At 58.3% G+C, this 18,821-nt stretch carries 20 protein-coding genes and 1 pseudogene; 12 read left to right on the top strand and 9 right to left on the bottom strand.

Annotation, left to right across the window (positions count from 1 at the left end):
- Window positions 1–7 precede the first annotated feature (7 nt).
- A complete protein-coding gene (locus AABM52_RS14365) occupies window positions 8–1,018 on the bottom strand; it encodes a helix-turn-helix domain-containing protein (RefSeq protein WP_347912452.1) in 1,011 nt (336 codons plus the stop codon).
- Between the two features lie 185 nt (window positions 1,019–1,203).
- On the opposite strand from AABM52_RS14365, the gene AABM52_RS14360 reads away from it, so the two are divergent.
- From AABM52_RS14360 to AABM52_RS14350, 3 genes are all read left to right on the top strand, one after another.
- Complete coding sequence (locus tag AABM52_RS14360; protein ID WP_347912451.1) at window positions 1,204–1,548, top strand: hypothetical protein; 345 nt, start codon at window positions 1,204–1,206, stop codon at window positions 1,546–1,548.
- Window positions 1,538–2,182 carry a Dabb family protein gene (locus AABM52_RS14355; protein ID WP_347912450.1) on the top strand — a complete coding sequence of 215 codons (645 nt, stop codon included), beginning with the start codon at window positions 1,538–1,540 and terminating at the stop codon, window positions 2,180–2,182. The genes AABM52_RS14360 and AABM52_RS14355 overlap by 11 nt, the downstream gene beginning before the upstream one ends.
- Window positions 2,183–2,340: 158 nt before the next feature.
- On the top strand, window positions 2,341–3,225 hold the full coding sequence (locus AABM52_RS14350) for an NADP-dependent oxidoreductase (RefSeq protein WP_347912449.1): 885 nt from the start codon (window positions 2,341–2,343) through the stop codon (window positions 3,223–3,225).
- A 63-nt stretch (window positions 3,226–3,288) separates the two neighbouring features.
- Here the strand turns inward: AABM52_RS14350 and AABM52_RS14345 are convergent, their stop codons facing one another.
- From AABM52_RS14345 to AABM52_RS14335, 3 genes are all read right to left on the bottom strand, one after another.
- Entirely contained in the window at window positions 3,289–3,747 is a 459-nt protein-coding gene (locus AABM52_RS14345) for a MarR family transcriptional regulator (protein ID WP_347912448.1), read from the bottom strand.
- Between the two features lie 127 nt (window positions 3,748–3,874).
- Window positions 3,875–4,327, bottom strand: coding sequence for an Ohr family peroxiredoxin (locus AABM52_RS14340; RefSeq protein ID WP_057714894.1), 453 nt, complete (start codon window positions 4,325–4,327; stop codon window positions 3,875–3,877).
- A gap of 591 nt (window positions 4,328–4,918) precedes the next feature.
- Window positions 4,919–5,569 (bottom strand): hypothetical protein, encoded by a 651-nt coding sequence (locus tag AABM52_RS14335; RefSeq protein WP_080925219.1) that lies wholly within the window; start codon window positions 5,567–5,569, stop codon window positions 4,919–4,921.
- Window positions 5,570–6,301: 732 nt separating this feature from the next.
- On the opposite strand from AABM52_RS14335, the gene AABM52_RS14330 reads away from it, so the two are divergent.
- Window positions 6,302–7,717: a DUF2252 domain-containing protein gene (locus AABM52_RS14330; protein WP_347912447.1), complete on the top strand. Its 1,416-nt coding sequence runs from the start codon at window positions 6,302–6,304 to the stop codon at window positions 7,715–7,717.
- Window positions 7,718–7,809: 92 nt separating this feature from the next.
- On the opposite strand, the gene AABM52_RS14325 is transcribed toward AABM52_RS14330, so the two are convergent.
- Together AABM52_RS14325 and AABM52_RS14320 are read right to left on the bottom strand one after the other, a co-directional pair.
- Window positions 7,810–8,505: a tRNA (adenine(22)-N(1))-methyltransferase TrmK gene (locus AABM52_RS14325; protein ID WP_347912446.1), complete on the bottom strand. Its 696-nt coding sequence runs from the start codon at window positions 8,503–8,505 to the stop codon at window positions 7,810–7,812.
- Window positions 8,506–8,616: 111 nt separating this feature from the next.
- On the bottom strand, window positions 8,617–9,573 hold the full coding sequence (locus AABM52_RS14320; RefSeq protein WP_347912445.1) for a threonine dehydratase: 957 nt from the start codon (window positions 9,571–9,573) through the stop codon (window positions 8,617–8,619).
- Between the two features lie 95 nt (window positions 9,574–9,668).
- On the opposite strand from AABM52_RS14320, the gene AABM52_RS14315 reads away from it, so the two are divergent.
- Window positions 9,669–10,490, top strand: a complete 822-nt coding sequence (locus AABM52_RS14315) for an AraC family transcriptional regulator (protein ID WP_347912627.1) — start codon at window positions 9,669–9,671, stop codon at window positions 10,488–10,490.
- A gap of 165 nt (window positions 10,491–10,655) precedes the next feature.
- A complete protein-coding gene (locus AABM52_RS14310; protein WP_347912444.1) occupies window positions 10,656–11,327 on the top strand; it encodes a DUF4157 domain-containing protein in 672 nt (223 codons plus the stop codon).
- 10 nt (window positions 11,328–11,337) lie between these two features.
- Here AABM52_RS14310 and AABM52_RS14305 read toward each other — a convergent pair whose 3' ends face one another.
- Complete coding sequence (locus AABM52_RS14305; RefSeq protein ID WP_347912443.1) at window positions 11,338–12,339, bottom strand: AraC family transcriptional regulator; 1,002 nt, start codon at window positions 12,337–12,339, stop codon at window positions 11,338–11,340.
- A gap of 199 nt (window positions 12,340–12,538) precedes the next feature.
- Between AABM52_RS14305 and AABM52_RS14300 the strand changes: the two are divergent.
- Window positions 12,539–13,493 (top strand): annotated as a pseudogene (locus tag AABM52_RS14300) (diiron oxygenase).
- A 77-nt stretch (window positions 13,494–13,570) separates the two neighbouring features.
- Window positions 13,571–13,993: an MAPEG family protein gene (locus tag AABM52_RS14295; RefSeq protein WP_347912442.1), complete on the top strand. Its 423-nt coding sequence runs from the start codon at window positions 13,571–13,573 to the stop codon at window positions 13,991–13,993.
- An 11-nt stretch (window positions 13,994–14,004) separates the two neighbouring features.
- Here the strand turns inward: AABM52_RS14295 and AABM52_RS14290 are convergent, their stop codons facing one another.
- Together AABM52_RS14290 and AABM52_RS14285 are read right to left on the bottom strand one after the other, a co-directional pair.
- On the bottom strand, window positions 14,005–14,397 hold the full coding sequence (locus AABM52_RS14290; protein ID WP_347912441.1) for a GFA family protein: 393 nt from the start codon (window positions 14,395–14,397) through the stop codon (window positions 14,005–14,007).
- A gap of 34 nt (window positions 14,398–14,431) precedes the next feature.
- Window positions 14,432–15,253, bottom strand: coding sequence for a transporter (locus AABM52_RS14285; protein WP_347912440.1), 822 nt, complete (start codon window positions 15,251–15,253; stop codon window positions 14,432–14,434).
- 274 nt (window positions 15,254–15,527) lie between these two features.
- Between AABM52_RS14285 and AABM52_RS14280 the strand changes: the two genes are divergently transcribed.
- From AABM52_RS14280 to AABM52_RS14265, 4 genes are all read left to right on the top strand, one after another.
- The gene (locus AABM52_RS14280) at window positions 15,528–16,208 is read left to right on the top strand and encodes a DUF3313 domain-containing protein (protein WP_347912439.1); all 681 of its coding nucleotides are present in this window, start codon (window positions 15,528–15,530) and stop codon (window positions 16,206–16,208) included.
- A 115-nt stretch (window positions 16,209–16,323) separates the two neighbouring features.
- A complete protein-coding gene (locus tag AABM52_RS14275; RefSeq protein ID WP_347912626.1) occupies window positions 16,324–16,785 on the top strand; it encodes a hypothetical protein in 462 nt (153 codons plus the stop codon).
- A 625-nt stretch (window positions 16,786–17,410) separates the two neighbouring features.
- A complete protein-coding gene (locus tag AABM52_RS14270; RefSeq protein ID WP_347912438.1) occupies window positions 17,411–18,232 on the top strand; it encodes a winged helix-turn-helix domain-containing protein in 822 nt (273 codons plus the stop codon).
- Window positions 18,229–18,711, top strand: coding sequence for a hypothetical protein (locus AABM52_RS14265; protein WP_347912437.1), 483 nt, complete (start codon window positions 18,229–18,231; stop codon window positions 18,709–18,711). The genes AABM52_RS14270 and AABM52_RS14265 overlap by 4 nt, the downstream gene beginning before the upstream one ends.
- Window positions 18,712–18,821: the final 110 nt, after the last annotated feature.

Genomic DNA, 18,821 nt, shown 5'->3' with positions numbered 1-18,821 from the left:
GCTTCGGCTAGGCGCTGTTGGTATTCGCGCGATAACGGCTGGGGGCTAGTCCGGTCCAATCCTGGAACGCGCGGCGAAACGCCGCCTCGCTGCTGAAACCAAGATGATCTGCGATCCGATTGATGGTCCAGTCGGTGTCGCGCAGGCAGCGCTGTGCCGTCTCGCACAGACACAGCCGGCGCAACTGCTGGTAGCTGACACCTTCGGCAGCCAGGTGCCGGCGCAAGGTCGGCTCGCTGAAGCCCAGCGCCGTGGCGATCGCGCCCAGGGTCGGCAGTTCCTGCGCGTGGCTCAGCGCCGCCTCGAGAAACCCGCGAACCTGTTGCGTCACAGACACCACGCTGGGTGCGGCACCGACCAGGCGAAAGGGAAAATCCACCAGGAACGCACCCAGTTCCACTGGTTGGCGGATCACCCGCCGCGTGAGCAGGCTGGCCTCGAAGCTGAAGCCGTAGGTGCGCTTGCCGACCGCGACCGGCGCGTCGAACAGGCCGAGAAAGGGCATGGCGTCTTCTCGCTTGGGATGGGCCAGGAACACGCTGTCCACCTGCAGGGTGTTGCCGGTCAACCAGGCGAACAACTGCAAGTAGCAGAACAGCCCGGTCAGGTCGACCAGGCAGGCGGCGGAGCTGCGTGTGCGGCGCAGCGAGTCCATGTGAAACACAGCCTTTTCGCCGCGCCGCTCCAGGCTCAGCTTGCCGGCACGGGGCAGCAACATCGCACAGAATTCGCCGGCGCATTCGATGGCCTCGCCGAGGGTGCCGCAACTGAGCAGGCAGCGGCACATCAGGTCCACTTCCTGCTTGCGCATCGGAGGATGGCTCTCGCCCTTTGCCACCTGGGCTTCCAGCTGCTCGATGGCCTCGCGAAACAGTTTCACGAAACCGTCGGCCGAAAGCGTCCGCTCGGCCCCGCGCTTGCTCGCTCCGGGCAGGCTATTGCGCTGCAATTCGTCAAGCAGTCGGGTGCTGAGCCCATGGGGTACATGAACGGCATGCGCTGATCGGAAAACCATCATCCAACTCTCATATTGATCGGTGTAGTAGCGATTACTGATTGATCCGGTGACGGTGCTGCAAAAAAGTGTGTGGATTAATGGCGTCCGACCCAAACGAATCATCGGAGCGCTCAAAGAATGACTTTCGCCATCACCCGTTTGCCGGGCCATCTCAGCCTGACGCCTGATCACAGCACAGGCAAGCCATGATCCGGATACTCGACGAAATCCTCCTCGACGCCGAACACCTGCCCGCATTGCTGACCTTGCTGGACCAGCGCTACCTGCCCACTGCAGGCCCTCGCGGGCTGACGTTGCTGCAGCGCTGGGTCTCGCCACCTGTTGCCGTGCCTGGCGAGCGCAACCGGCTCTGGTTGCTGTGGCAAGTGCCCGACGTTTGGGGCTACTACGGCATGCGCCTGGGGGCAGGCGCCGAAGTGCTGGCGTTCTGGGCCGCCGTGGACAAACTCAGCGAGCATCGAAAGCGGCATGTGTTGGGCGATGCCAGTCAACCGTTGGCCATACCCGAGGTGGCGCAGCATGTGGAATGAGACCGTACAGCTTTACCTCAACCCCGGTGTCGTGCACGAGGCGCTGCAGGATGATCTGCAGCAACACCTGAAAAACCTGCCTGGTCTCGGCCATTTCCATCTGGGACGCAACCTTGAAGGCAGCTGGGGCGCAGGCGACTTCACTCTGGACTTGTCCTTTGTCAGCGACGCGTACCAAGCCAACACCGCCGACAGCCTGGCGCGATTGCCCGCCCTTGCGCGCGTCGACCGCTTGGCGTACCAGCGGATCGGAGGTGGTCAGCGTGCGGTGGGCCTGGAAAACGGTATCTGGCGCACTCTGTTGCTGCGCGTCCGCCCGGAGCAGGACCCGGCACTTGTCGCAGCGCTGGAACGCGACCTGCTGCACATGCCGGCGTACATCGCGAGCATCGGTAACTGGCAGTTGAGCCGCGTTTGCTCGGATAGCACCTGGACGCACGTCTGGCAGCAGGAGTTCGCCAGCATGGAGGGGCTGCTGGGTGAATACCTGACCCATCCGTTCCATTGGGCCTGGGTCGATCGCTGGTTCGATCCGGAGTTTCCCGAATGGACCGTGGAGGCCATTGCCCATGCTTTCTGCGCACAGACAACCAGCCTCCTGACGCTGCCTGTTAATAGAAAGGCATTGCAATGACTGGGGCATCGCAACGTCGCGGCCCCACAACCCTTTTTTATAAAACGACTCCAGACAGAGGTACAACGATGCGCGCCGTAGTGATAGATCGCCTGGGAGGCTCCGAGGTTTTGCAGCTGTCCCGAATCCAGCGGCCCGAGCCAGGGCCGGGAGAAGTATTGATTCGTGTCCATTGTGCAGGTGTCAATCCGGCGGACTGGAAATGTCGCCAAGGCTATCTCAGCCATTTCATCACCTATACCTTTCCTTTTATCCTGGGCTTCGACCTGGCCGGGACAGTCGCGCAAACCGGTGAAGGGGTTTCAGGCTTTCCCGAGGGCACACGGGTTTTTGCCCAGAGTGATGTCGGTGCTGGAAAGTGGGGATCCTATGCCGAGTTTGTCTGTGTTTCCCAGGAGTCGGTGGTGCAAATGCCCGATAACCTCGAATTCGCTCAGGCAGCGGCGGTGCCGACGCCAGCCTTGGCAGCCTGGGCCGGGCTGTTCGAGGATGGCGGCCTGGAAAAAGGTCAAAGAGTATTGATCCACGGCGGTGGAGGTGCCGTCGGCAACTTCGCGATCCAGTTCGCGAAAGACGCTGGAGCGCAGGTCGCAGCGACCTGTGGCGATACCAATCGCAGTTACATCGAGTCCCTGGGGTGTGAACTGAGCATTGACTACCGCACACAGAATATTCTTGCCGCCACCCGCCAGTGGTCCGGCGACGGAGTGGACCTGGTGCTCGATTGCGTCGGGTGCGGGAGTTTGCCTGACGGCCTGGACCTGCTGCGGCCGGGAGGCATGCTGGTCTCGATATTGACGCTGGCCGAGGGAGATACCGGCCCGGATCACATTGGCGCGGCTCAACGTGGCATGCGTACCGCGGTGACCTACAGCAAGATGCCCAGCGGTGCGCCTTTGGCCAAAATCGCCGCCTTGCTGGCAAGCGCTCGGGTCCATCCGCCACGCATCGAAGTTCTGCCACTGGAACAGGCAGCAAAAGCCCACGATCTACTGCAGAGTGGCAACGCCAAAGTGAAGATGGTTCTGCAGGTTGCAGAATAAAGAAGGGTTTCTGCACGCAGTGCACTTCGCAAATCCGGGGCCGCTCACTTTACCGGGTACGACTTACTCTCTGTCCTTGGTCGACCGGATAAGACTGCCCCGCAACTTCACAATCGCCTTCTGCATTTGCACGAAGTCGTCGGGATCAAGACCGGTTTGCGGGAAGCCGTCTTCGGTGAGGCCTTCACGCAGTGTTCGCCCCTCTTTGGTGAGACTGATCCGCACCTGGCGTTCGTCTTCCGGGTCGCGCTGGCGCAGCAGATAACCCATCGCTTCCAGCTTCTTCAGGATCGGCGTGAGGGTATTGGATTCGAGAAACAGCTTTTCGCCGAGGCTGCCAACCGTCTGTTTGTCTTCCTCCCACAGCGCAACCAGGGTGATGTATTGCGTATAGGTCAGGCCGAGCCGTTCGAGCATCGACTTGTAGGCCTTGCCGAAGGCCAGATTGGTGGAATAGACCGCAAAACACAGGAACTCGGAGAGTTTGAGATCCAGGGCGGATGTCTTGTCGGTGTTTTTCATGGGCGTTCTCTTGGGTCAATCTGGAGAGGCTGAAACTATACGTCGTACGCGATGGTATCGGAAGTGCGTATAAACACCGACGACCGGCTCACCGGGAATATTCCCGGTGAACCGGTCGTGCAGTGGGTTATGCCGTCAGGACGTTGATGTCGACGTCAATGTTGCCGCGCGTGGCCTTGGAGTAAGGGCAGATGGCATCGGCGTTGTGGGCCAACTCGGTCGCCACTCCTTGGTCCAGCCCCGGCACTCGCAGGGTCAGTCGGGCCTGGAGGAAGTAAGCCGCGCCGGTCTGGCCCAGATCGACTTCAATGTCGACGGCCGTGTCGGTCGGCAGTGTCACTTTCATCTGCTGGGCGGCCAGCCCCACCGCTGCGATATAGCAGGCCGACCACGCTCCGGCGAACAGTTGCTCGGCTTTCGGGTGTGGCTGGACGGCAGTGAGCACGTGTGCCGGTGTGTCGCTGCCAGGGGACGACAGTACGATGTCGAGGTTGCCGTTATGGCCGCGCGAAGTGTTGCCTGCGCTGTTGTGAGTGGTGTGGGTTTTGCCGCTGGCCAGTACTTTTTCGATCTTGCTCATGGGGACTTCCTCAGGATTTTATATTTTGTGCGATTACATCGCATGCGTCATTTGTGACGATTAAAAAGACAACGTTCATCAATTGGCGTGTGCATTGATCCAGTTGTTGCCGTTTTGGCCATGGGAAGCGTGAGCGGTCGAGATAAACATTGTGCGGCTGCTTCCGGTGTTCATGGCTGAATCTCCAAACGGTCGGGGTTGTCGCTATCTTCTATCGCTTTCGATTAGATCGCATGCGATTGATGAATACTCAACCAAGGCCCCAATGATGTCAAAGCCTATTTTATGCCTTGGCGATGAGCGGTAGATGCGCGATCAACCCTGCTACCCTCCCCCCTTGCCGAAAGGATGATGGCCGTCTCTTCGTTCGAGCCCTTGGTTACGGGCTTCGGATCGCTATCACACGCGACGATCAACGCTTTGGCGCTGAAATGAAATGGACGTATTTCACACGAAAAAAAACCGGCCATTCGAGCCGGTTTTCTTTGAACTCTGATATCCACACGAACAAAAAACCCCCTCACGAGGAGGGGGTCTGATGTTTGAGCGGTTCAGACGGTTTCAACCGTCCTTTCCCGGATTCTCTTCAGCTCAGCGCAGCGCAGGAATACCCGCAAACAGCCACGAAGACTCTTGAACCGGAGTTGCTTCGTTGCGTTTACGCGCCCACTCGGTCAGCGCCACCATCATCGCAAAGCCGAGCACGATCAACACCGGATAAGCCATCAGCAACTCGGTGAGCGAATACTTCCAGGCCAGCGGTCGACCGACACCCAGCATGGCGGCATACAACCAGGACACGCCCGACAGTGCGCCAGAGAACAGGGCAAACATTCGTACATTGACCTTAAGATCAAGCAACGAACTGGCCTTCAACATTGCAGGCAGTACATAGCGGTGCAACAACATGCCGTTGAACGTCAGCAACAATACAATAATAACTTTGGCTTGAAGTTTCGGATTGGCAAAATAGGTCATGCCTTTATCCAGGTAATCAATGCCTATAATCGCAGCGCCAGTCACCCACAAGAATATCAACGCATTGGCAACAGACTTCTGCAGACTGGCCATATGTTCATTATCGTGCCCCGACGACACGCGACCTTTCAACAAGTCCTTTACCATTGCCGCATCGCTGGCAAACACCAGGCCAATAGCGACGCAGCATGCCAACAGATGAACGTACACAACACCTAAACGCAAAAACTCCATGGATTCTTTCTGGCCGATCAGGCCGATCATTGTATTAATATCCAAGTTTACATCTCCACTTATAGCAGCAGTGCAAAATGACCATGCCCCAGGCATGCGAATTATTTATTCGCACCTGCAAGGTCAAGTTGGCAAAGATTGAAGCAACTAAATAATTTGGTATTACAAGAGAGAGCGACTCGCCCAGCGAGTAAGTGATGACGGCATACTATCACTCCAGGTCTCAGGTAAAAAAAATCCCCATGTGCATTCCATTCAATGCAGATGAGGTATACGTCCATTTTTCTAGTGAGTGCAGCGGGCCACTAAGGATCCGCCTGCTGGGAAATCAGAGCCCAGCATATCCCGATCGTTCATTTTTTAAGCAGAAACATCGACAAACGGTACTGTTTCCAGCACTTGGGGACGCCTGCCTCTTTGGCTGAAACCCGCATTGCTACGCCGCTGAATCGTTTCTGGCCGTATGCCGAAAAAAAAACCGCTATTTCGCTGAACTTTCGTCGCCAGACCCGATGAGTGGTTCAATTTCCTGCCTGTCTCCGGCAAGTTCAAGTCGCTTGCAGTCATCCGCAAACCACTTCAAATCGAGTGCACATTCAGTACTGGCAATACAACATCCAGGATCGGAGCTGCTACGCTTGAAAAACAGCTTCGACACTTTCCAGGATGCCAGTGCACGCGCGCCCCGGGGGCTGATGGAACAGTCGCATTACCAGATCCTGTGCCCGAGCGAGTCAGACTTCGTTGAGCAAAGGAGTGGACATGCCCCCCCGCAAAAGCAAATCTGCCGATGGCTTGGCAAAGCCGTCGGACGACACCGGTGACGACTCGGTCTTTCTCTCGCGCAAGGAGCGTCTGTTCGCAGGCGAGCAACTGCGCGAACGCCTGCCGCATTCGGCTCACGCCGAATGGAAGCCACCGGGAAAGCGCCGCGACCCCATCGAACTGCTCGAAGAGTCCAACCGCTTTCGACTGCCCAACCTGGTGCCGCTGCGCTACGGGCGCATGCTGCGCAGTCCATTCACCTTTTTACGCGGCTCCGCAGGCTTGATGGCCCATGACCTGGCCACGACCCCGACCACTGGCGTCCAGGTGCAGGCCTGCGGAGATTGCCACCTGATGAACTTCGGGTTGTTCGCGACACCTGAGCGCAACCTGATTTTTGACATCAACGATTTCGACGAAACGCTCCCGGCCCCCTGGGAGTGGGACGTCAAACGCCTGGCGATCAGCTTTGCCGTGGCCGCGCGGGATAACCGACTCAACGATAAGGAGGCACGGTGCATTGCCGTCAAATGCGCTGGCGCGTACCGCGAGGGTCTGCGCAAATTTTCGAAAATGGGCCCGCTGGATGTCTGGTATGACCGCCTGGACGCTCAAACGATCATCGATATGGCGCCCAATGCCGAGATCAAGAAAATTCGCGAGCAAGTGATCGCGAAGGCAAGGTTGCGTCTGGGTGATTACCTCTATCCCAAAATCAGCAGCGAAGTGGGTGGCCGGCGGCGACTGATCGATCAGCCGCCCTTGCTCTTTCATGTGTATGAAAAGGGCTTCAAGCAGCGAGTCCGTATCGCCCTGCGTGATTATCGTTTATCGCTTCCCCATGAACGACGCGTACTCTTTGATCGTTACCGCCTCGAAGACATTGCGGTCAAAGCTGTCGGGATCGGGAGCGTGGGGACCTATTGTTTCGTCGGACTGTTCTTTTCCGCGGAAAACCACCCCTTGCTCCTGCAATTCAAGGAGGCCTGCCCTTCGGTGTTGGCACCCTATGCAGGCAACAGCGACTACGAGAACCAGGGGCAGCGTGTCGTCACGGGGCAGCGGCTGATGCAGTCCTCCAGCGACATCTTCCTGGGCTGGACACGCGGGCAAAATGGCCGGCATTTCTTTGTACGCCAGTTGCGGGACATGAAAATGTCAGCGCCCATCGAAGGCGTTTCCGCCGCACGGATGAAAATGTACGCCGAGTGGTGTGGCCATACCCTCGCCCGTGCCCACGCCAAATCCGGAGATGCGGCGCTCATCAGTGGCTACCTGGGCAAGCTGGACACCTTCGACCAGGCCATCGGCAAGTTCTCCATCGCCTATGCCAATCAAAATGCGAAAGATCATGCCGCGCTGATAGCTGCGGAAAAATCAGGGCGGATCCATGCACTCAGGGAAGAAGAGTGATGGGGGCCGATCCATCACGTTGACGGGGCTCGCTCGACTCAGCCACACCCACGCTGGATCGAGGTTCTTGAGCAGCTGTGCCCCAGGCTCGCTCAAGCCAGCAATTCAGTGATCCACCGGACCTGCCGCGCGATGTCCTGCACCGTCGCCTCGGGCACGGCCTGCTGCGCCCGGGCAAAGTGGCTCAGGGTCTTCTGTTTATGGCGCAACTTGCGCCGCCACTTGAGCAGGAACGCCGGAGTGCGGGCCTGCATCTGCAACGGACCGAAGTACAGCTCTTGGGCGGTGTAGATCACCGGTCCGGCGCGCTCGGCGACGATGATTTCGTAGTCGAATCGATTTTCCCGCAGCACTTCCTCGCAGAGGATGCGGTAGCCATTGCCCATCAGCCATTGGCGCAATGGCTGTTCACCGCCGTTGGGTTGCAGGATCAGGCGCTCCTGACCGCTCAGGTACGCCTTGCCGCTGTCGAGGATGTCGCGGATGGTTTCGCCACCCATGCCGCAGAGGCTGACCGCCGTAATCCCGTCTCCCGGCTCGATTGCCGCCAGGCCGTTGGCCAGGCGTACGGTGACTTGCGAGTCCAGGCCGTTCTCGCGCACGGTGCGGTTGGCCGCGTGGAACGGCGTCAACGCCACCTCACCGGCCACCGCCGCCGCGATGGCGCCCCGGCGCACCAAGGCCACCGGCAGGTAGCCGTGATCCGAGCCGATATCGGCCAGGCGCGCACCGGCTGGCACCTGTGCCGCCACGCGCTCCAGGCGCATGGACAATGTCTGTTCGTTCAACTGCGGCCCCTTTTCACCACGAACGTCCGGCGCCTTTGGCCGGATCGGGGCGTGATTCTGTCGAGCAATGCCGCGCATTTCAAATTTATGTGACCAGGATCATGGCCGCCTTCACGCAATCACCCGCGCATACACCGATCTGTCGACGTTGCCACCGGACAGAATCACCCCCACCCTTTTTCCCGACATGGCTTCACGCTCCGAGATCAGCGCTGCCAACGCCGACGCACCGGCCCCTTCGGCAAGGTTATGGGTATCGGTGTAATACACACGCATGGCTTCGGCAATCTGCTCATCGCTGACCGATACGATCCGCGCCGCACCTGCCGCGTAGACGGCAAAGGCTTCGGGAATCGGCTTGCGGACGGCCAGGCCGTCGGCAAAGGTATTGGCCGAGGCGGTTTCGCGAATCGCGCCAGCATCAAACGACAACTGTGCAGCCGCCGCCTCCGTGGAAACCACGCCAACCACCTGTGTTTGCAGACCCAACGCATCGCGGGCGGCGATCACCCCGCAAATCCCCGATCCACAGCCAATCGGCACATAAACCGTGTCCAGGTCCGGCGCGGCGTTGAACAGCTCCAGCGCATAAGTCGCAACGCCTTTGACCAGTTCGGTGTGAAACGGCGGAACCAGGAACAGGTCGTGCGCCTGCGCCAGGCGGGCAGCCTCTTCACGGGCGTCATCGAAATCGCGGCCATACTCGACCACTTCAGCGCCAAAGCCGCGCATCGCGTTGTTCTTTTCTACCGAGTTACCTTCCGGCACGACGATCAACGCCTGCAAACCCAGTGTGCGAGCCGCCAGCGCCAGGCTCTGGCCATGGTTGCCGCGGGTAGCGCTGACAATGCCCTTCGCGCCAGGGTGCTCGCGTTTGAGCCAGTGCATGAACGTGATACCGCCGCGCACTTTGAAAGCACCGGTAGGCGTGTGATTTTCGTGCTTGACCCACACCGTGCAACCCAACCGCTGAGCCAGCAAGGGCCAAGGGTACTGGGCTGTGGCGGGCATGACCTGGTAAACGTGGCGAGCGGCCTGTTCGATATCGTCGCGAGTCAGTCTGTGCATGAGTGGTCCCCCTGAGGTTTTGCCCAGTCTGAACACGGGCGCAGTCTCCGGCTTTCAAAAAACCGACCTGACTTTTGCCCCCCCTCTTCACTACTATGTTGTGCATGAATCATCGAAATCGCCCGCCGCCACCACTGCCGTCCGAACCGGTCCGTCGTATCGAGGCCGGGCCCTGGGCGATCGAATTGCTCCCCGGCTGCGCCTACGCGACCCGCTATGTCGCGACCCAGTCGGGAATCGGCTTCGCCTTCGATAGTCAGCGAGGCCTGCACGCCATCGGCAGTGACCGCATACGCCCCTTCGATGCCGTGCCCAACGGCCTGGCGTTCGTCCCCGCCGGATGTGACGTGTTGTCCGAATCACCCCAGGGCGGTGAATACCTGCGGGTGATTCGCACCGACGGTATGGCGTTGGTCGGGGATCGTGCCTTCAACAATCGCATCGACCTGCAGGCCACCGCCCTCGCCTGGCGAATCCGTGCCGCGCTGTTGCACCCTTGCATGGAGGACGATTGGGAAGCCTGGGCATTGGCGTTGTCCGAGCGGGCGACGGGGAGCGAAGCGCTGTCGACAGCCCCCCATGGCTCGATAACCGGCAGCCGGATGCGCATGCTCGATGAGTTCATTGATGCAGGCCTCGATGGCCCGTTGAGCGTACCGGCGATGGCGGGCCTGCTTGGATTGTCCGAAGGCTATTTCATGCGTGCCTTCAAGAATGCCACCGGCAAAAGCCCCCACAGTTACCTGATCGACCGACGCCTCGCCAAGGCCCGCGCCCTGATGCGCGACTCCACCGCCACCCTGACGGAGATCGCCTACGCCTGCGGTTTCAACTCCCAGGCGCACATGGCGACCACCTTCAAGCAACGCCTTGGCGTGAGTCCGGCGCAACTGCGTCAGTCTTTGGGGCTACGTTAGCGCCTGCTTATCAGCCGGTTTTTACCGATTGGTGACTCAACCGTGCTGCTTTCGGCCAGGCAGGGCCTTACAGGCATTGAGGGAAACGCCCAAAAGAAACTGTGGAACCCAGGGAATCGAACAGTGTCGCAGCGGTCCAACACGCGGCAGGACAATGGGTGCAAGATGCCCAACGTATCGCCTGCCGACCGCCATTGCCCATGGGAGACCCCATTGTCAGCTGTATTTTTGCGTCAAGTTTTCCGGTTAGCGATCGTGCTCTTTTGCGCAGGCACCTCGTCCTCGGTTTTCGCCTGCCCCGCCGGGCAGTCCCAGGTCTGCATGGTCGCGTGTTTTTGTGCTCCAGGTTCCAAAGAGGAAGCGGGATCGATCTTCGACGACATGAACCAGATGGCGGCCTCTGGATTACAGAACTGGATTGTGCAATCGCGCGACTCTGCGGCAACAGGCGATATCCGGCCAATTCCGCTGAATATCCGGGCCCAGCTCGAACCCTGGTATGACATTCAAGTGCTCGATTCGGCGCGCTACAAGGTCGGCGATGATGTGGAGCTGAACGCTGCAAACACTATGCTGCAGAATCCCGATGTACGTGCGGTCACCCTCATCGACATCATCGTGTTTCGAAATGCCAATGATGCACTGAACGATGTCGCGCTGTGGGCGCATGAGTTGAAGCACGTGCAGCAGTACCAGCAATGGGGCAATCACGAGTTTGCCACCCGTTATACCCGTGATTACGAAGCCGTCGAGGCGCCTGCCTACGAGATTCAGGCCCAGGTCTCCAGAACGCTGCGAGCCAGCCAGGCTCGGGCGGAATCGCCTCGGCTTCCTTGAGTTCAAAGGCTCAACCCTGGTCAGGTAACCATGTAGAGCTGGCACAGCTCCCCCCTCGCGCCGATTGTCTGCGCCAGGTGCCGGGGGATGTGCCGAACTGGCGTTTGAATGCGCGACTGAACGCAGCTTCGGAGTCGTAGCCAACGGCAAAGCCGATTTGCGCCACATTGCCGCGACCTTCGCGCAACTGTTGCGCCGCCACGTGCATGCGCCACAACGTCAGGTATTGCATCGGCGGCTGTCCGACCAATGCCGTGAAGCGCTCGGCGAATACCGAGCGCGACATCCCCACCTCAAGCGCCAGGGCTTCCGCCGTCCAGCCTTCGGTTGGGCGAGCATGCAGTAGCGCCAGTGCGCGCCCGATATGTGGATCGCGCAAACCTGCCAGCCACCCGCGCCGCTCAGGGGGAAGGCTGGCGACATACTGGCCGACGGCCTCGACGAACAGCAGTTCCGATAGCTTGGCGATGACCGTTGTCGAGCCGACACGGCCCGCCGCGATTTCACTGACAGCAAAACGGAAGGAGCTTTCGATCCAGGTGCCCGATGCCGTCGCGCGCAGGTCCAGTTTCAATAAGGAAGGCAGCGACGAAAGCAGCGGACTGAAGGGGGTTTCCGAACCGAGGAATCCGCACAACAACTGCGTAGCCTCGCCGCCCCCGCCGTACTTGATCCTCGAAATGCCGCCGACTTCTGGCGGCTGGATGACTTCTCTGGCCGGCATGGGCGCAATACCCAGGTCGCTGCCAAAGGAATGGGCGTCGTTGCGAGGAAGCAGAACGAGTTCGCCAGCCCTTACCTCGATGGCGGCCCCACCGTCGATTTGAATTTGCATGCGCCCCGCGGCGACAAAGTGCGACGCAATGATGTGTCGAGGGGCCGCCAGGAACGGCTTGCAATCATCCGCCGAGATTCTGCCGTTGATGCACCAGGGCGCAGTGAGCTCTGCCTCGAGGAAGACCCCTCCAGACAGCCGAATCACACGCAATACATCAGAAAGCGCATCCAACACTTGACCGCCCTTCTTTCCGGAGTCCGGAGCAGGTTTTCAGGCGCACCGGTCATTCAACACCTGAACGGCGAGGCCTAGATTAGCACCAACGCGGACTCAGCGATCGAGATTGCCCCCAGAGGTTTCACCTGAGGTCATTGGCTCCGACGTCAACCGAAATTGCCCCATTCCAACTCAACCAGGGCAGCAGGAGATCCATATGAACAGCGTCGTTACACTACCCGGCTCAGCGTCAGGCAACACCGCCCGTTATGCGCAAATGGTCAGGTCTTCGAAAAAGACCGAATGGCAGATCGATCTGCGATCTGCTCCAGGACCGCCGTTTCGACTTCTCGCGCAAATTCCTCCCCGACGGACTGTCGCAGGTCGACCGCCTGACCTTTCTCGATGCAGCCGAGGCGCGTCTGCTCAGCCAGATTCAGGGCCGGACCTATGCGTACATCTTTGGTCTGGTCGAGCGGTTCATCAGTGCCAAGATGCTCGATCAGGGTCGGGCCCATGTATTCGACAATCAACTGGCGCTTGAAGCGCTGGTGCGTTTTTCCAACGACGAGATCAAGCATCAGGAACTGTTCCGGCGCATGGAAACGATGATGAGTTCCAGATTGCCAGCGGGATATCGTCAGGTTGCCGATCCAAACGATGTTGCGCGCGCGGTACTGGCCGCCAGCACCTGGTCGGTGCTGGCGCTGACCTGCCATATCGAGCTGTTCGTTCAGGCGCACTACGTGCAAAGCATCGCCCCGCGCGAAGAACTTTGCCCGTTGTTCAAGGATGTCTTCAAGTTCCACTGGAAGGATGAAAGCCGCCACGTCGTACTCGATGAACTGGAATGGCAGGACGAGCACGCGAAACTCTCGCCGGCCGAGCGCGACCTGGCAGTGAATGACCTGATTGCGCTGGTGGCGGCCGTGGACGCAATCCTGCAGGCACAATCGGCTGCCGATGCCGACTACTTCATCAGTAATGCTTCACGATCGTTCAGTGTCGATGAGACCGCGCAAATCAAGGCCTGCGTGCTGAATGCCTACCGCTGGCAATACATTATCTCGGGCGTACGGCATCCACACTTCGGCCGACTGCTGACGCAGATGACAACGCCCGCACAAATGACCCGGATTCAGACTGCGCTGGCACCCATCATGAGCAATTGACCGACAGCGCGCGACCGACTGCTCGTCGGTCGCACTGCGGGTGATGTGCTGATAATGATCTATCGAGGATGGCGGCCATGACGATACCGATGTGGATGCTGCTTGGGTTTGCGACCTGGACCTTGCTGCTGTTGATGGCAACCGTCGGGGTTTATCGCTGGGTCGGGATCCTGTTCTCCAGCGTTCCGATCGCCTCTTTCCGCAGCGATCGGCTCGAAGGCGAGGATTGGTATCGGCGCGGGACCAGGGCACACGCCAACTGTGTGGAAAACCTGCCTGTCTTTGGCGTCATCGTATTCGTGATTACAGCCCTTGATATCAATGGCGCCGCAGTGAACTACTTGTCCACGCTCGTCCTGATCGCTCGCGTGTGCCAGTCATTGGTTCACGTGTCCCATGAGCAAACCAATGCGTTCGTGGCGGTTCGGTTTACTTTCTTTAGCGTTCAGCTGGTGTGTTTTCTCGCGCTTATTGTCATAGCCTTTGGTGATGGCATATGAATATGTGCCCGTTAATCCTCAAAACGCCCCGTGCTGTCTCGATCGCGCTCGTAATGTCGGGTGAGCGCAAACGCCGGCAACCAGGCCTCGCGCCGCACGGTCCAGCTCTCGTAGGTTGGCGTCAACTGGTCAGGGGCATCCAGGGATCCAAGATTCACCTCGATTTCGTCTGCGCTGCGCGAAAACACCGACGAACCGCAGTGCGGACAGAAATGCCGCCCGGCGTAGTCACGGGTCTCGCCCTCGATCGTCACGGCATCCTGATGAAATATCGCGGACGCGTGGAACAGCGCCCCATGATGCTTGCGGCAGTCGAGACAGTGACAAACGCCAACCCGGAACGGGCGCCCCGACGCGACCAGGCGCACCTTGCCGCACAAACAACCGCCGGTGAATCGGTCCATGGGGTGTCTCCTCCAGGCCGTCCGAAACGGCGTATCAGCGTGGAAACAGGAGCGTCACGGCGGCGCGAAAGCCCCAGCCTTGCGGGCCGTCCTCCGGGCTGTCGAGCCAGTAGCGCGGGCCGGCCTGCACCGTCAGCGGTTGACCGCCGATCCTCAACAGTTGAGTGACCGTGAGGTTGACCGGTACCGACCATTCGCGCGATTGCCAATTGTAGGTCGACTCGGTGTTCACCCCGTAGGTCGTGAACGTATGGGTGGTGTACGAGAGGAAGGGTTGCAGGAAGGTCTGGTTGACCTTTTCCTTGTTGTCTGGCGGGCTGCCGTCCAGGCCCCAGATATGGTTGGCCAGAATGCCTCGGGTCCAGCCATTGGACTGTTTCAACGCCACGGCCGTCGGGCCGAGGCCCCATTGCTCGCTGCCGAGTAACTCGTCACTGCCGGTCGGTATCAACAACGCCGGACCGCCGCCGAGTATCCAGCCACTTTCCGTGGGCTTGGTCGGTGAAAAGAAAAAACTCTGGGTGATGTCGCCGCTGCCGGATTTGTCCGCTGCGCCATTGGGGGCAAGGCCGTGCTGGTCGATGATCGGCAGAATGGTCCGGGAAATGAGGTTCCAGTCTTCGTTCAAGGCAAACGGCAGTACAGGCTGGATATTGGTGACGCTGTGCATGCCCTCCCCGGTCGGCCCCATCTTCTGGTCCCAGTTGTACTGCACGGGCAGGCTGTACATCGCCGCGACCGGGTTGAGGGCTTTCTTCGCCAACTCTGCCGAATCGTCGGCCTGAGCCATCGGGATGAGGCCCAACGCAACGACGAGTGTCGACACGGTACCCGTCCATCCTTCTTTCAAATCCATCTCACTCACCTGTAGAGGCCAAAACCGGCGTTGCAAAGGATTAGCGTAGGCAACTGTGATCGAAGTGCAATTTTTCCCGGCCGTGTGTTTAACAGTTTATGAGAGTTATTGATTCGGATTATCCCGCCGCTACGGGCAGCATTCGGCCCGCATTGACCGGCGTGCAAGCACCTGCCTTGCGAAACCGACCGGCGAGTACCAGTGCCTGAATACAAGGCGCCCGGGGCCAGGTCGGAACCCGAATGACAACTTTCATCACTTGAGAACCAAACACATGGGCATGTCGAACAAATGGATTGCGGGAATTGCTTTGAGCTGTGTATTTCAGGTCGGCTGTGTCTCGAAAGTCGCGCAGCAAGAGCAATACTCGGGCTTCCTGGGCAACTACCAGGGCCTGGAGGAGCAAACTACGCCGAGTGAGCAGAAAGTATTGCGCTGGGTCTCGCCAGGGTTCGATCCTCGCGCGTACTCCACTGTGGTGTTCCGGCAGATGGAACTGTATCCATCGCTGCAGCCGACCGCGCGCGTCAGCCTGAAGACCCTGCAAGACCTGCAATTGATGACCAGCAACAGCGTCAAGACCGCCTTTGCCCGTCGCTATGCGATCGTCCCTTATCCGCAGCTTGCGCCGAGCGATTCACGGTCGCTGATTCTGCAGGCCGCGATCACTCACGTCAGCGCCAACAATGAAGGCATGCACTGGTATGAGGCTGTTCCAATCGGCGCCATTGTCGGGGCGACACAAGCAGCCACCGGGCATCGGGATCAGACCGCCGAGATGTACATCGAAGCCAACCTGATCGACGCCAAAACCGGGATGCCGGTCGCGAAAATCGTGCGCAAGGTATTCGGCGAGACCGTCAAGAATGCCGAGCAGCCGATTGTTGCCAATGACTTCAAGGTTGCACTCAAAGGCATGACAGACGATATGCAGGCCCTCCTCCTCAAGCGTTGACCCGCAGGCAGACCCCATCGCAAGCAGACCGGCATGGGGTTTCAATGTGATACCCCGCCGCGTTTTCCCTCTGACAAACCGTTAGCCGTGCCAACGCCTGACGCGAGACTCAATGATGAAAATTCCGGCCCATACCCTGGCGATCCTGATGCTGTTCCTGAGCACCAGCGCCCTGGCTGCAACAGTGATTCCCCTCAAAGGTCAGACCTCCCAGACCATCGCGCAGGACACCAGTGCCTGCCAATCCCAGGCCAACGCGCAGCATCCGGTGCAAGGCACCGTGCCTTCCGGTGGCCGGGTCAAGGGCGCCGCAACCGCCGCGGTCGCAGGTGCAGCGGCGGCAGAAGTTCGCGGCCGCCAGCATGAAAACCTCTATGACCAGATCGACGACGATACCAAGCAAGACTATCGCCAGAACCGCGCACACAGTGCCGCAGTTGCCGGCGCCGTCGTGGGAGGCTCCAGACAACGTCAGGAGCGCCGGCAGGATATGAATGAGAGCGAACAAAGCATCACCGCCAACAACTCCGTCTACAGCAGTTGCCTGCAACAACGTGGCTACGATGTCTTGCCTTGATCCTGGCCACTTGCACCCGCTCAAAAAAAGCCCCGGGGCCTTCATGAAAGGACCCGGGGCAAAGTCGTAGAACGAGAGGTGAGGATCGTTTACGCCGCGACAAACAAACGATGACCGCGTTGTGCGTCAACGCTCCTCGAGATCCATTTAAATCGTTAACGTCTCTGGTTCAAAGTTAATAAGAATCAAAAATAATCTTTAGCAAGCCTGGTGCGCAAAAATACAATAATTAATTTGTATCCCAATAATTCAAACTGCAATTGAGGCCAGTCGGAACAACGAGGTTAGTTCATTCAGGCCTGGCCGCGCGCAAACCCACCTGCTCGAGCTTGCAGTTTTCGGATAGCACAGTTAATCCATTCCAAGCATTATTCATGGTGTCCAAATCGAAAACCATGGATCATCCAGCAATGCTTTTTCTTTGTTTGATTGAACTGATACCTCTGACAGGCCGGGCTGTTTGCCGAAACGCGCGCCTCTGAAACGAGCCAGTCCGGCATTGTAAATGCAACGCACAGTGCACCTTCCGCCTGGCCCTCATCTTCGTTCACTTCCCGGACCAGAATGTACCGAGCCAAATCCGGCCCCTATACTCAGGCCAGCACCGCCTGAACGGAAGATTTCTATGAGCTACACCTTCAAGTTGAAAAATGGCGCCATGGCGGTATTCGACCCCGACAACGCCATGCTTTCCATTACAACACCCCATGGAGATGTACAGAATTCCACGCTAGGTAGAGCTGAGTCGCGCCTGTTGGACCTGCTGCTCATGGAGCCGGGTGTCACTAAAAGCCGCGATGAAATCATCGACTACACCTGGAATGACCGCGTGGTTGCCTCCGGCAGTTTGAATCAAACGGTTTTCTCACTGCGCAATATTCTCAATGACAGTCGAGATCACGAGATCTTGATGACTGTTCCTCGACGAGGATATTGCTTCAACCGGCAATGCGTAGTCGATGCAGAGGCAGACGTACCGGCACCCCGAGAGGAAACAGCGCCGCCACCCGCGCCCGCCACTGAGCAACTACCGCCACCGGGTGGTGATGAACCATTGGCATCTTCAGGTAAAACCAGTCAATCCACCCGCCTTACAAAGGCCCATCTGATCGCTTATGTCGTTACGCTGGCAGTCGTTGCCTTTACTGTTTTTCAATTCGACTTCGACGCGCCAAAAATTGAAATTTCCAGTATCGACAAGAATGGACTGGTCATACACGCCGTGGGCAGCGATCTTGCCGAGGCTCAAACGCTGATGGATCTGTCGGTCAAACAAACTGAACAGCTACTGCCAAACCTGAAGGGCCAGGTCTGGATCAACCTGTATAAAGCCAATTATTCCGTTTCGTGCATTCGCCAGGATCAAAGCACTGCCAATCTGCAATTGAACAGCAGTGAAAGAGACCTCGCCTTGATGATTCGCCAATGTTTGGAAATCACCTTATGAAGTTTGAAATTCCGCAAGCCGTTCACTGGCCTCTTATAGGCTTGATCAATGCACTGTGCATTTTCTCACTTTTTTACTCTCCTTCGCACTACATGGAAAATATCAGCTACCAGACAAAATCCCGACAATGGCTGGAGGATCTCAACCAACTCAACACCGAAGAGTACCTCACTATCGGGCATGGTCGACTCACCGGGACCACGCTGGAAAGCCTGAATGGAAAAATCCGCAATGCGACCATCTCGGCGAATATAATCGGAGAAAGCAATAAACACGTCGAGATCAAAGTCAGCAATATCAAACTCAGCCAGGACAATGAACTTTTTGCCATTGAAAAGACCCCTGACCTGTTCTTCAGGCGTCAATATGTCTTGCAAGAAGGCGCCATTCTAAACTACGAGTTGATCCCGACCCAGGATAAAAACGCCGTGTGTTTTTACATACATGAACTTGGTCGCTTGCGCTGCATGAACCATTAATCGGCCTCCCGCAACGACTTGACACCCGCGTGGCACAGGTTCACATCAAAGAACTGCTCAAACAAAAATAACGCTTATTGATTTGAATCAAACGCCTCTCCTGCCAAAAA

The organism is Pseudomonas grandcourensis, from assembly GCF_039909015.1.
Classification (GTDB): domain Bacteria; phylum Pseudomonadota; class Gammaproteobacteria; order Pseudomonadales; family Pseudomonadaceae; genus Aquipseudomonas; species Aquipseudomonas grandcourensis.
The sequence above is the reverse complement of the archived record's forward strand: the minus strand, read 5'-3'. Positions and strand labels throughout refer to the sequence as shown.